A 12,222-nucleotide genomic window follows, 5' to 3' on the forward strand; every position below is an offset into this window, starting at 1 on the left:
TATCAATTGTCCATTATCAATTTTCAATTAAACACATGAACGCACACATTGTACCTCTATGTCCCTTTGTCGCGCGGTGGCTCCACAACAGCTCGCTGTTGCAGTTGGTGCAGACGTCGCTTACGGTGATGTTTTCGGGCTTAACGCCTGCCGACACAAGGATTTGCCTGTTACATTCAAGCAAATCGAGCATATATTTTCCGCCGACCTTGGGGAATATGAATTTTTCCTTATCCAAATCCTCAAGCGCGTAGAAGTTGTCAATGCAGGGTTTATCGACCTCGTAACAGCAGACCGAGATTGCAGGGCCGACAGCCGCGGTGATATCCGCGGGGTTTGTGCCGTAAAGCCCGGTCATTTTTTTGATTGTCTTTTCGGCAATTCTGCCGACGGTTCCGCGCCATCCGCCGTGGGCAAGTCCGATTGCCCTGTTTTTGGTATCGACAAAATAAAGCGGTGTGCAGTCGGCGTAGTATGTAACGAGCGTAACGCCTGTTTCGTTGGTGATTATCGCGTCAACGCTCTCCATATCGCGCGGCTTGTAAATTCCCACTCCCCTGTCGGCTTTTGTAACGGCGCGTACAAAGGTGTGGTGATTCTGCGCCGAGGCGGTTAAAGACTCAAAATCAAAGCCTGCGCTTTTGCAGAGCCTTTTGTAATTTTCCGTCACGCACTCGGGGTTATCTCCCCTGTTGAACGCGAGGTTCATTGAGGTAAACTCACCCTCGGACACTCCGCCGAGACGGGTTGAAAAGGCGTGATTAATAAATTTTATTTCCGATAAAGAATTATAGGCTAAATACGGCACAGTGTCCGCATTGTTGAGCTTCATAACTTTTGAGTTAAAATTCAATTTATACCTCCAAATAACTTGAAAGAACCTTTAAGTTCTGTTATACTGTATACAGATTTTATTTTCGGGGTGACCACTATGAAAAACAAGCTTTTCGGCAAAAACATTGTTCCCGATTGCGTTTACTGCGACAACGCTTTTTTTGAAAACGGGATTTTCGGCTGTAAAAAGTCAAGACACATTCAAAACAGCAAGTGCAGGGCTTTTAACTACAATCCGCTTTTAAGAGTGCCGACCAAGGTTTCGCTTTACGGCAACTACACCGCCGAGGATTTTAAGCTGTAAAAGATAAAGACTTAATATTATAATACACTGTAGGGTTCGGTCTTGACCGAACCGCGAAAACAACACTTATGTGCTAACGCCGCGGTTCAGTCAAGACTGAACCCTACTTTTGTTTTTACTGAAAGTTTTATGCGAGCTGGAAGTCGAGAATGTAGCTCTCGATTGAAAGCTGAACAACTTCCTTTGCTTTTTCAGCGCCGCTGATTGACTTAATCTGGGTTTCCTTGCCCTTTTCAAGCATTTTGTAAACCTGGAAGAAGTGGAGGATTTCGTCAAAACGGTGCTTGGGCAGCTCCTTGATATCGTTGTAGCCGCTGTAGTTCGGATCGCCTACGGGAACAGCGATAATCTTTTCGTCGTCCTTGTTGTCGTCAATCATTTTAAGCACGCCGATAGGCTTGCACTCAACCAAGGTCATAGGCATAATGGTCTCGGAGCAGAGGACCAAAACGTCGAGGGGATCGCCGTCCTTGGCGTATGTACGCGGAATAAAGCCGTAGTTTGCAGGATAATGGGTTGAGGTAAAAAGAACTCTGTCGAGCTTCAAAAGACCTGTCTCCTTATCCATCTCATATTTATTTTTTCCGCCCTTTGAAATTTCGATTACAGCGTAAAATCTTCCTGCGGTAATTCTTTTTGGGTTAATGTCATGCCAAATATTCATATGCAAGCCTCCCTTAAATTTATACTTTAATTATAAAGAATAGACAGGGTAATGTCAATGATTTATTTCTTTATTTTTTCGATGATTACCTTAATAATCTGAATGAGGATTGTCGGCGCCGCGGCAAGTGCTAAGACAATTCCTGCCTGCGGAGCTACGATGTCCGCAACTGCAAAGAGCGAGTGAAGTCCCGGCACGAAAATTACGAGCGAAAGCAGCAGTACTCCGAGCACAAACGCACCGATACTCGCGAGGTTTGATGTAAAGCCGATTTTGAAAATCGAGCTGTCGGAACGGCAGTTGAAGCCGTGGAAAAGCCTTGCGAGCGTGAGAGTTGCGAATGCCATTGTGCTTGCAACGGCAGGGCTTTGCTGAAGTCCGAGGTAGAACGCGATGATTACCGAAACCGAAATCAAAGCGCCGAGCCCGAACATAAGCGAGGTGAATTTCTTTGTGAGTATTCCCTGCTTGGGATCGCGCGGCTTTTGCGAGAGCAGTCCGTCCTCGGGCGGCTCCATTCCGATTGCGATTGCAGGAAGTGAGTCGGTAAGAAGGTTGATAAACAGCAGGTGAACCGGCTCAAACGGCACGGGCAGTGCCAAAAGTGAGGTGAACAAAACGGTGATAATCGCCGCCATATTTCCTGAGAGCAGGAACAAAATCGCGTTGCTGATATTGCGGTAAACGTTACGTCCGTTCGCGACAGCCTTGATGATTGTGGCGAAGTTGTCGTCCTGCAAAATCATCGACGCGGCGTCCTTTGAGACCTCTGTGCCGGTGATACCCATAGCAACGCCGATGTCGGCTTTCTTAAGCGCCGGCGCGTCGTTAACGCCGTCGCCTGTCATTGAGACGATGTTGCCCTTTTTCTGCCAAGCCTCGACTATTCTGATTTTATTTTCAGGCGATACACGGGCGTAAACTGAGATTTTCTCGAGCTTTTCGTCAAGCTCCTTGTCGTCCATCGCGTCGAGCTCCATACCCGTTACAGCCATATCGCCTATGCGCATAATGCCGATTTGCTTTGCAATTGCCGAGGCGGTAATTTTGTGGTCGCCGGTAATCATAATCGGCTTAATACCTGCCCTGATTGCGTCGGCAACCGCCTGCTTGCTCTCCTCGCGCGGAGGGTCAATCATCGAGACAAGGCCGAGGAAGGTGTAGCCGTATTCGGTTTCCTCGGTGAGCTCCTCCCCTGTCTCCTTATACGCGAAGGTGAGTACGCGCAGACCTTCTGACGAATATTTATTATTCTGTTCGAGAATTATTCTTTTGTCTTCATCCGTAATCGGGCGGACGGTGTCCTTCTCCGCTATGCTCACACAGCGGTCGAGAATAGAGTCCAAAGCGCCCTTTGTCAGCACGTGCGGAACGCCGTGGAGAGTGTACTTTGTGCTCATCATCTTGCGGTCGGAGTCAAACGGAACTTCCTCCTCGCGGTCGAGCGTATCGCGAATAACGCCCTCGTCAAGTCCGATGTTACGCGAGGTTTCAATAAGCGCGTACTCGGTCGGGTCGCCTATTCCCTTTCCGTCCACAATGCTCGAATCGTTGTTGAGCACCATATCATAAATCAGCCTGCGGTGGCTGGGATACTTGATGTCAAGCTGTTCCTCGCGGATGCTCTCGCCTGCGATGAAAATCTTTTGAACCGTCATCTTGTTCTGGGTGAGAGTACCTGTCTTGTCGGAGCAGATTACCGATACACAGCCGAGACTTTCTACCGCCTTCAAATCCTTGATAACGGCGTTTTCCTTTGCCATTTTCTGAGTGCCCATCGCCTGAACGATTGTGACAATAGAGCCCAACGCCTCGGGGATTGCCGCGACGGCAAGGGCTACTGCGTACATCAATGAGCCGATGATATTGTCAAACGACCACTGCCAGCCCTTCTGCGCCATTGACAGCACGAACACAAGCACGCTGATTGCCATAATTATAATCGCGAGAGTGCTCGAGAACTTGTCGAGGCTCTGCTGGAGCGGAGTTTTTTTCTCCTTCGCGGAGTTCATAAGGTCGGCAATTTTGCCGATTTCGGTATTCATTCCGGTTGCAGTGACGAGCACCAGTGCTCTGCCGTAGGTTACAAGACTTCCCGAGAACACCATATTTACACGGTCGGCAAGCGGAACTTCGCCGTCGAGGGTTTCGTCGCTTTTATCGACGTTTGTCGATTCACCGGTAAGCGAGCTTTCGTTGACCTGGAGCGAGTAATTGTGGATAATTCTGCCGTCGGCAACGACGAGGTCGCCTGCCTCGAGCACGATGATATCGCCCTCAACTACATTTTTGGAGTCGATTTCAATCTTCTTTCCGTCGCGGATAACCTTTGCGCTCGGGGATGAGAGCGACTTTAGGCTGTCGAGCGATTTTTCAGCCTTAACGTGCTGAACCGTACCGAGCACGGCATTGAGGATAATTACCGCGAAGATTACGATTGTGCTCTCGATATTGCCCGAGAACATCGAGATAATCGCCGCGATTATAAGGATAATTACGAGCAAATCCGCAAACTGGCTGAGGAACACCTGCGGAATGGTTTTCTTTTTGCCCTCGGCAAGCTTGTTTTCTCCGTTTTTCTTTAACAGCTCCGCGGCTTTTTCCGAGCTGAGACCGTCGGTTGTCACGCCAAAGCTGCCCAACGCCTCAGAGCCTGTTTTTTGATACCATTTTTCCATACATTACTCCTTCTCGGGGGTTAATAAATAAAAAAGACCTTTATTGCGCTCATACCGAATGCAATAAAAGTCTCGTTCTTTAGAGTATATCCGATACCGCAAGCGGTATGAGATTGACGAAATATACCACGGCTATTGCCGCGAACTACTCCCCTTTATCGTTAAGAATTATACCACACCTAAGAATCATTGTCAACATTTTCCATAGGTTTTGATTTTTTGTACTTTTGCTTTTTCGGCTTGCTGACAAGCACCAAAATCAGCCCTGCAAACGCGAGCACGACGCCGCCCATCGACATAATCATACAGAACTTTTCGTTCGACAAAACATAGCCGAAAATAAGCGCTCCTGCGAGAAGTGCGGCGCAGACAAGCAAGAAAATAAATCCGATTTTAAAACAAGCGTTCATTTTTGTTTTCATATCAATCCCTCAAATTTCCGGCAATCGCCGCGAAGTCATCTAAGCTGAGTTTTTCCGCACGCGCGTTTGACGGCACATTTGCCGCGGCTAAAACCTTGTTAATCTCGTCCTTACTCATTTTAAGCCCTAAGCTAAGCGAATTTGAGATAACCTTTCTGCGCTGTGAGAACGCCGCCTTGACAACCCTGAAAAACTTTTCTTCGTCGGTTATAACGGGCGGTTCTTTCCTGACATCGAGCCTGATTACGGCGGAATCGACCTTTGGAGCAGGCATAAAGCTGCCTGCGCTTACGTGAAATTGTAAACTCGGCTCGGCGTAGTAGTTGACCGAAACCGTAACCGCTCCGCTCTCGCGCGAGCCGACAGGCGCACAAATCCGCTGTGCGGCTTCCTTTTGAACCATAACCGTGATTGCGGTAACCGGCAGCTTGTCCTCGAGCAGCTTCATAATCACGGGCGAGGTGATGTAATACGGCAGATTGGCGCAGATTACGACCTCCATTCCCGAAAAATCTTCTTCAATTAATTTGTTCAAATCAAGCTCGAGCACGTCGGCATTTATAACTTTTACATTGTCATACTCCGCAAGCGTTTCACCGAGTACGGGGATGAGCCGTTTGTCGAGCTCGACCGCGACAACCTTGTCCGCAAGCTGACAAAGCTCGTTTGTAAGCACGCCGATTCCCGGACCGATTTCAATTACGCCGACTCCCTCGCCTGCTCCCGAAAGCTCCGCCATTCTGGGGCAAACGGAAGGATTTATCAGGAAGTTTTGACCGAGCGCCTTTGAAAAGGTAAAGCCGTGGCGGTGCAAAATATCTTTAATTGTTCCGATGTCGGAAAGTCCTCTCATTTTAACGTCCTTAATCCTTTCGGATATTTATTTTTGAGCCTGCCGTTTGAAGCCTTGCCGAAGCCCAGCGTAATTCCGTTTACGCACACGGCGCAGTAGCCTTTAACATCGTTCGGCACGTCAATTTCCTCGCCGTGAAGGTACGCCTTTATCTCGGGGCTGTTCACATCAAAATCTACACTTTGAACGCAGTCTGTGATTTTTGCCGAGGCAAAAGCGCTGTGGTGGGGCTCAATGCGGTTTTTGATAATCTCGCCCAAAACCACGCCTGCGCGCAATATGGGCAAGCCTTTCATATCCATATCATAATTCTTCGGAAGAATAATAATCTTGTTGTTCTTTACCTCGATATTCTCCCCGAACGGTCTGTCCTTGAACAGTGAATCGTAAAAGTCGAGGATTTTTTTATCTGCATTTTGTCTGTTCGGGAGCGGCTCGGTTTTATAAGCTTCTCCGCTTTTTCTCAGGCGGACGGCAAAATGTCCCTCGCCGCCGTCCATCGGAAAAATCCTGCGCGCGTATTCAAGGGTAGGTCTGCCGAAGCTCACGCCCGAATCCTCAATGGTAAATTCGGGGTTTTCCTCTAAAAACCGCGTGATAACGCCCTCGTTCTCCTCGTTCGAGAAGGTGCAGGTGGAGTAGACCATAACTCCGCCGTCTTTAAGCGCGGTTTTTGCGCTGTTCAGGATGTTGAGCTGACGTTCGGCACAGCTTTTGACGTGGCTTACGCTCCACTCGGTCTGAGCCGAGCCGTTCTTGCGAAACATTCCCTCGCCGCTGCACGGAGCGTCAACAAGCACCTTGTCAAACTTGCCTGAAAGCCTTGGGCAGAGTACGTCGGGACGCGCGTTTGAGACAACAGCATTACTAATTCCCATCCGTTCAATATTCGATAAAAGAATATTAGCGCGGCTTTTTACAATCTCGTTGCTCCACAAAAGCCCTGTTCTGCCGAGCTTCGCGCCGATTTGCGTGCTCTTTCCGCCCGGAGCGGCGCAGAGGTCGAGCACAAGGTCGCCTTCCTCTACCCCGAGCATTTCAACCGCCGAGGTCGCGGAAGGCTCCTGAACATAAAACGCTCCGCAGTGATGAAGCGGACTGTTGCCAGGCGACTGAACATCGCCTGGAATATAAAAGCCCTCAGCGCAAAACGGCGTTGGTTTAAGCTCGTATCCGATAATGCTTTTTAGTTTTTCGACAGAGCATTTCAGGGTGTTAACCCTAAGTCCTCTGAAATTTTCGCCCTCATAATATTCTAAGAAAGAATTATACTCGCCACCGAGCAGGGCTTTCATTCTATCTAAAAATTCCTGCATAATTTTTCCCGAATCCGAATAATACCAAATATTCCGGTAACAATAATTACCAAAGGAGGTGTTCATCTATGGATAACAATAACACTCAGAACAAAAACACAAAGGGCACTCAGAACTGCGACAACAAAAAGTCCGGCAACAGTCAGAACAAGAAGGGCTAATGTGATTTTGTCACGCTGAATCGCTTTCGCAAAGCAAGCTGCGCGTCAGCGCAATTTAGCTGTTGAGCACAGCGAAACAATTTAGCTCTTAATAGCCCAGCTCCTCGTTAACGATAACAACTTTTATTCTGTTAACGTGCCTTTGCTGGGCACAAACTACATAGTTACAGCAGATTCTGCCGTCTCCGTGGCAGCCCTCGCACATTTCGGGATTTTCCTTGTTAAGCGACACGCACTGCCCCTTTTTTGCGCAGTAGGTGTCGATTCCGAGTCTTACGGTGTTGGGCGGAGCGGCTTTTGTTTTTACGCGGAGGATTGCCTCGTCAATATTTTTGACAAGCTTGTTAACTCCGCAGATTACCACAACGCTCTTGGGGCCGTACAAAATCGCCGCGACGCGGTTTGAATTGCCGTCAACATTGTAGAGCTCGCCGTTCTCGGTCAGGGCGTTTGTGCTGGTGAAGAAAGCGTCGGCGCAGAAGGTCTTGCGGTAAACCTCCTCTACCTCCTCGCGTGTAATGCCCTCGCGGCTGCGGTCAAGGTAGTTGTAGTCGGAAGATGTGATAATATCGTAAATTCCGGTCTGCTTTAGCGTAACCGAACCGCCGCTGGAGATTGTGTCGCCCTTGTTAATCAAGGTTTTTACAAGCTCGCGCGCCTGTGCGCTTGTCTCGCAAAAATACGGTTCCATTTTGTTGCGCTTTAGGTTCGCCATAGTTTTATCAATTCTTGCTTTTAACTCGTCTGTCATTTTTTACACCCCTAAAACTTGTATTACGACTATTATAATACAAAATCCGGAGTATGGCAAGGAGTTATTGCGGCTCTTTGAATTCAACTCCAAGATAATCAGCGACGGACTTTGACAGCGCTCTTGCGATATTGTCGATATTGTCGCGAATCCACCGCGCGTCGTCAACATTGTCGTGGAACGCGGTCTCAATCAGCACAGCAGGAGCTTTTGTGCGCTTTAGCTCTGCGAGAGAGGTCGTCGGCACGAGCTTGATATTGCCCGGCTCGCGGTATATGGGCGAGTAATTTCCGAAGATGATATTTGCAAAGCGCTTGCCCTTTTGGCTTGTCGGGTAGTAGTAAATCTGCACGCCGGTATTCTGCCCAAAGCTCGACTCGGGAGAGGCGTTGCTGTGGATTGCGAGGTGCAAATCGTAGTCCTGAGCATTGGCATCGTTAATTATCTGCGACAGAGTTTTGCCGCGGTCGTTGCGGTCAAAGTCGATACCGCTGGCGTAAAGGTACGGCTCCATCGCATCGGCGACAAGGTTCATATAGTACTCCTCGGTGCCGCCGTCAACATAGCGGTTGAACTCCTGCGCGGAGGGACTTAAAAAGATTTTCGGCATACAAATCAGCTCTTTCTAAACAATTTTTATATATTGTATGCGTCAAAATAAAAAAGGTTGACAAAGGACAGTTATAATTCTTATATGCAATTAATTTTCACAGATTGTATGATATTATAATTAAAATCTTTTGCAAATTTGTTAATTCTGAAAGGAGAAATAATTATGAAATGGGTATGCACAGTATGCGGATATGTTTATGAAGGTCCCGAGCCGCCGGCTCAGTGCCCTGTTTGTAAGCAGCCCGCGGAAAAGTTTAAGAAAATGGAAGCCGAGGCTGAGTACGCTACGGTACATAAGCTCGGCGAGGGCAAAATGCACGACACAAGCGAGGACATTATCGCTGACCTCAGAGCAAACTTTGAGGGCGAGTGCAGCGAGGTTGGTATGTATCTTGCCATGGCGAGAGTTGCCGACAGAGAGGGTTATCCCGAGGTAGCTGAGGCGTTCAAGAGATACGCTTTTGAGGAAGCCGACCACGCTTCAAGATTCGCCGAGCTTTTGGGCGAGGTTCTCACTGACAGCACCGAGAAAAACCTTAAAATGCGCGCTGACGCTGAGGCAGGCGCTTGCGAGGGCAAGTTTGACCTTGCAAAGAGAGCAAAGGCTGCAGGTCTTGACGCTATTCACGACACCGTTCACGAGATGGCTAAGGACGAGGCAAGACACGGCGCAGGCTTTAAGGGCTTATTAAAGAGATATTTTGGTAAGTAATTTACCGCATAAAATCTAAATTTTTAAGGAGTAGGAGAAATCCTGCTCCTTTTTTATGTTTTTTACAACCTTGTACTTTTTCTTGTACTTCCCCACCAACAGCAAAAAAGAAAAGTGAGAAAACACCTCAAAACTTGTACTTTATAAAACTTGTACTGTTTCGTGAGCTTATTATATCATACGATTTGTAAACGAAACAAGACCAAATCATCTTTTATTGAACATCATCACATCTATTTTTTATCTTGATTACAACCCAAAAACAAATCAATAACATCTTTTTTTACAGCAGCTTATTCTTACCGCTGTAATTTTTTATTTCCAAAACATTCATACCAGTACCATTATAACGCCAAGTTAAAAACAAAATATGGTATAATATAGTTGTCAAAGAGAGGGAAACAAAAAATAAAAACAAAAAAATATATCAACCCTCGAAAGAAAGGAATTTTACCATGACAAATGCACTCGTAATTAATGACAAGAACGGAACAATTGAAATGACAAAAAAGTTTGCCGCTGCCGCTAAGTTTTTTGGAAGCCAAGAGTACAAAAAGCTCCAAAAAGCACGTAGCCATTATCCTAACTACTATGTTAAGGTTAGAAGCGCAGCGAGGAAAGCAGACCACTTCAAAGGCTTAACCTTCAACTATATGGAGAACTACATTAGTCTCTGCTCATTAACCGCACGAAACGGATATGAGGTTATTTTTCAGCTTCAGCAGCATTGATATTACGTCGTACAGGAATCCCAAAAATCGGCGCAAAGAACCTCTTGCTAATTTTTCGAGGTTCAATACCAGTAGGGAAAGCGCAATGGAACAACGGGTCGTTGTATCGAGCTTCGTTCTGATGAGTCCCAAGCCGCAGCATCTCTTTGCGAGGCTGAAGCCTCGCTCGACTTCGATACGATCCGTGTTATCACTGTATGCAGTTTTGCGTTCCTCCGGCGTCGGTTCTTTTTTTGGACGCCCCAAAGCCGGACCGGATATACGGATACCCTTGCTCTTGCAGAAAGCTCTGTTGTTCCGATTGCGGTATATCTGATCGACCAGCACCCTTTCGGGATAGCGTCCGGTTCGCTTGCGGTATCTCTCTATTGCCGAGATGAGCACATCCGCTTCATTGTAAGCGTCAAAGGATAATCTCTCTAACCGTGCGAATCCGTTTTCATCAATGCTCATATCCAGCTTTGCACCGAATTCTACCGGAGCTTTTGCTTTGCCGCGCACGATGGGTCGGATATACGGCTGAGAAATACTGACGATGCGGTCTTTGACGCTGTGAACATTGTTGTCATACATGTACTTTTGCTGTTCATACAGCTCTTTGATGACCGTTAACCGCTTGGCTTGCTTTTCGGTAAGAACTACTCCGTTGGCTAATACAAACATATCGATATAGCCGAGGTCTCGACGAATATACTGAAGCTGCTGCTTGATCGCCTTGCGGATCTTTTTCTTGGTACGCTTTTTGCATTTCGCCAAATTCAGATAATCTTTTCTCGCGTTTTTGCGATACATCCTTGGCTTGTAAAAATTGTAGGTATAGCAGATATCGTCTATGATGGATTCAAGATTTTCTCTTGCCTCGTTCAGCAGATTGATGTCCTGCGGGTAAGAGATGTTCTGAGGAGCACAGGTAGCGTCAAGAATCAATGTGCCTTTGTTGTCTGCTTCGGATTTCTCATTCTCTTTGCTTTCAGCATCCTCGCCGCCATCGGAGTGACTGTTGTTATCCGAATCATCGTCTTCATTGTTTTCAGGCAGATTGAATTGGATCATCATTTCGTTGATGTCTTCAAGGATGTCATCTGTCAGACGTTTGCGAAACTCTACCAAAAGTGACGGCGCAAAAGGCGCTTCATAAGAATATCCCGGAAGTCCGATAAAGTATTGGTAGTAGGCATTCTCCTTGATTTGCTCGACAAGCTCACGGTCGGAATAATCATATTTCTTCTGGATCATCAGCGACCCGAGAGCTGTTTGTAAAGGTTTTGCCGGCATACCGGTCTCGCTCGGAAACAGCGCGGCATATTTTATCTCGATGTCGTACCACGGTATACTCGCAGCCTTCTTTACCCAGCGGTTCTCAGGATCCATCTGCATCCCTGCGGGCTGATTGAAATCTGTAAAACTCATTTGTTGATTTCTATGGAACTTATACATACTGTCCTCTAACTTAAGTGCAAGCTTTTTTATTGCTCTTGATTATTTTCTTGCACTTATTATAGCACATTTCGATGAAAAATGCACTGTTTATCGAGAATTTTACTGATTGCTTGTTTTGAAGGCAGTGACTACATTAAGAAACACAATATGGAATTGCTTTCCGACTTCTATACTCTCTGCGGCAAGACCGAAGAAGGAGAAGAACAGGAATTTGCGGCAACCGCTACCTACGGAGAAATTAAAAAGTGGTTTCTTAAGCAGTTTCCTGAGTTGAACATTAAGCGCAAGAGCATTGATGAAATTCTCGGCAAAACAGCAGCATAAAAAACATATAGATAAAAAGAAAGGATTTGATGATAATGAAAAATACATTGAAGGTCGATTTCAGCAATAACTTAATTATTATGGACAGAACCTTTGCTAAATTAAGCGAGGACACAAACAGCACAGAATACGCCAAACTCCAAAGTGTCCGCAAAGATTACCCAGATTTCACAGTAATTACACGCACCATTAAGCGCAACCCAGACAAAAACACATACAAGGGTTTAACCTACGCATATATGGAAAAATACATTCTCGGCTCAGGCAACGATGATGAAGTTAAAGAAGCGCTTTCCGAATACAGAAGGCTACGTGAGATTGGAGAGTGCCACAAGGGAAAAAGCTACCCAGTAATTAAAAAGTGGTTTCTCGAACGCTACCCTGAAATTGAAAACTTCAGGGTAGCTTAAGAAGCCAGAA

Annotated in this window: 13 protein-coding genes; 4 read left to right on the top strand and 9 right to left on the bottom strand. The window is 46.7% G+C overall.

The genetic code is table 11. From position 1 onward, the window contains the following. Window positions 1-16 precede the first annotated feature (16 nt). The gene (gene pgeF / locus AB1I50_RS03090) at window positions 17-853 is read right to left on the bottom strand and encodes a peptidoglycan editing factor PgeF (RefSeq protein WP_407724746.1); all 837 of its coding nucleotides are present in this window, start codon (window positions 851-853) and stop codon (window positions 17-19) included. 78 nt (window positions 854-931) lie between these two features. Here pgeF and AB1I50_RS03095 point away from each other — a divergent pair, with 78 nt between their 5' ends. Then, window positions 932-1,138 carry a hypothetical protein gene (locus tag AB1I50_RS03095; protein ID WP_407724747.1) on the top strand — a complete coding sequence of 69 codons (207 nt, stop codon included), beginning with the start codon at window positions 932-934 and terminating at the stop codon, window positions 1,136-1,138. Window positions 1,139-1,265: 127 nt separating this feature from the next. Here AB1I50_RS03095 and AB1I50_RS03100 read toward each other — a convergent pair whose 3' ends face one another. The 7 genes from AB1I50_RS03100 to AB1I50_RS03130 form a co-directional block, all read right to left on the bottom strand. Beyond that, complete coding sequence (locus tag AB1I50_RS03100) at window positions 1,266-1,802, bottom strand: inorganic diphosphatase (protein ID WP_407724748.1); 537 nt, start codon at window positions 1,800-1,802, stop codon at window positions 1,266-1,268. A gap of 62 nt (window positions 1,803-1,864) precedes the next feature. After that, a complete protein-coding gene (locus AB1I50_RS03105) occupies window positions 1,865-4,480 on the bottom strand; it encodes a cation-translocating P-type ATPase (RefSeq protein WP_407724749.1) in 2,616 nt (871 codons plus the stop codon). 179 nt (window positions 4,481-4,659) lie between these two features. Beyond that, window positions 4,660-4,902 (bottom strand): hypothetical protein, encoded by a 243-nt coding sequence (locus tag AB1I50_RS03110; protein ID WP_407724750.1) that lies wholly within the window; start codon window positions 4,900-4,902, stop codon window positions 4,660-4,662. Window position 4,903: 1 nt separating this feature from the next. Next, window positions 4,904-5,755 (bottom strand): 16S rRNA (adenine(1518)-N(6)/adenine(1519)-N(6))-dimethyltransferase RsmA, encoded by an 852-nt coding sequence (gene rsmA / locus AB1I50_RS03115; RefSeq protein ID WP_407724751.1) that lies wholly within the window; start codon window positions 5,753-5,755, stop codon window positions 4,904-4,906. After that, window positions 5,752-7,071, bottom strand: coding sequence for an RsmB/NOP family class I SAM-dependent RNA methyltransferase (locus AB1I50_RS03120; RefSeq protein WP_407724752.1), 1,320 nt, complete (start codon window positions 7,069-7,071; stop codon window positions 5,752-5,754). Before AB1I50_RS03120 ends, rsmA begins: the two co-directional genes overlap by 4 nt. A 249-nt stretch (window positions 7,072-7,320) precedes the next feature. Continuing rightward, window positions 7,321-7,983 carry a lactate utilization protein gene (locus AB1I50_RS03125; protein WP_407724753.1) on the bottom strand — a complete coding sequence of 221 codons (663 nt, stop codon included), beginning with the start codon at window positions 7,981-7,983 and terminating at the stop codon, window positions 7,321-7,323. Between the two features lie 64 nt (window positions 7,984-8,047). Next, window positions 8,048-8,593, bottom strand: a complete 546-nt coding sequence (locus tag AB1I50_RS03130) for an N-acetylmuramoyl-L-alanine amidase family protein (protein WP_407724754.1) — start codon at window positions 8,591-8,593, stop codon at window positions 8,048-8,050. A gap of 162 nt (window positions 8,594-8,755) precedes the next feature. Between AB1I50_RS03130 and AB1I50_RS03135 the strand changes: the two genes are divergently transcribed. Continuing rightward, window positions 8,756-9,307 (top strand): NADH peroxidase, encoded by a 552-nt coding sequence (locus AB1I50_RS03135; protein ID WP_407725314.1) that lies wholly within the window; start codon window positions 8,756-8,758, stop codon window positions 9,305-9,307. A 680-nt stretch (window positions 9,308-9,987) separates the two neighbouring features. On the opposite strand, the gene AB1I50_RS03140 is transcribed toward AB1I50_RS03135, so the two are convergent. Next, window positions 9,988-11,475, bottom strand: a complete 1,488-nt coding sequence (locus tag AB1I50_RS03140; RefSeq protein WP_407723075.1) for an IS5 family transposase — start codon at window positions 11,473-11,475, stop codon at window positions 9,988-9,990. Between the two features lie 150 nt (window positions 11,476-11,625). On the opposite strand from AB1I50_RS03140, the gene AB1I50_RS03145 reads away from it, so the two are divergent. Both AB1I50_RS03145 and AB1I50_RS03150 read left to right on the top strand, forming a co-directional pair. Further along, window positions 11,626-11,802 carry a hypothetical protein gene (locus AB1I50_RS03145; protein ID WP_407724755.1) on the top strand — a complete coding sequence of 59 codons (177 nt, stop codon included), beginning with the start codon at window positions 11,626-11,628 and terminating at the stop codon, window positions 11,800-11,802. Between the two features lie 35 nt (window positions 11,803-11,837). Next, on the top strand, window positions 11,838-12,212 hold the full coding sequence (locus AB1I50_RS03150) for a hypothetical protein (RefSeq protein WP_407724756.1): 375 nt from the start codon (window positions 11,838-11,840) through the stop codon (window positions 12,210-12,212). Window positions 12,213-12,222: the final 10 nt, after the last annotated feature.

Origin of the sequence: Ruminococcus sp. NATIVEDY161 (genome assembly GCF_045819895.1) — a bacterium.
GTDB lineage: Bacteria > Bacillota > Clostridia > Oscillospirales > Acutalibacteraceae > Ruminococcoides.

Bases quoted from the DNA above. Each gene is read 5' to 3' on its own strand.
- AB1I50_RS03125 (WP_407724753.1), bottom strand. From the start codon at position 7,983: ATGACAGACGAGTTAAAAGCAAGAATTGATAAAACTATGGCGAACCTA.
- AB1I50_RS03120 (WP_407724752.1), bottom strand. From the start codon at position 7,071: ATGCAGGAATTTTTAGATAGAATGAAAGCCCTGCTCGGTGGCGAGTAT.
- AB1I50_RS03095 (WP_407724747.1), top strand. From the start codon at position 932: ATGAAAAACAAGCTTTTCGGCAAAAACATTGTTCCCGATTGCGTTTAC.
- AB1I50_RS03110 (WP_407724750.1), bottom strand. From the start codon at position 4,902: ATGAAAACAAAAATGAACGCTTGTTTTAAAATCGGATTTATTTTCTTG.
- AB1I50_RS03140 (WP_407723075.1), bottom strand. From the start codon at position 11,475: ATGTATAAGTTCCATAGAAATCAACAAATGAGTTTTACAGATTTCAAT.
- rsmA (WP_407724751.1), bottom strand. From the start codon at position 5,755: ATGAGAGGACTTTCCGACATCGGAACAATTAAAGATATTTTGCACCGC.
- AB1I50_RS03145 (WP_407724755.1), top strand. From the start codon at position 11,626: ATGGAATTGCTTTCCGACTTCTATACTCTCTGCGGCAAGACCGAAGAA.
- AB1I50_RS03150 (WP_407724756.1), top strand. From the start codon at position 11,838: ATGAAAAATACATTGAAGGTCGATTTCAGCAATAACTTAATTATTATG.
- AB1I50_RS03105 (WP_407724749.1), bottom strand. From the start codon at position 4,480: ATGGAAAAATGGTATCAAAAAACAGGCTCTGAGGCGTTGGGCAGCTTT.
- AB1I50_RS03130 (WP_407724754.1), bottom strand. From the start codon at position 8,593: ATGCCGAAAATCTTTTTAAGTCCCTCCGCGCAGGAGTTCAACCGCTAT.
- AB1I50_RS03100 (WP_407724748.1), bottom strand. From the start codon at position 1,802: ATGAATATTTGGCATGACATTAACCCAAAAAGAATTACCGCAGGAAGA.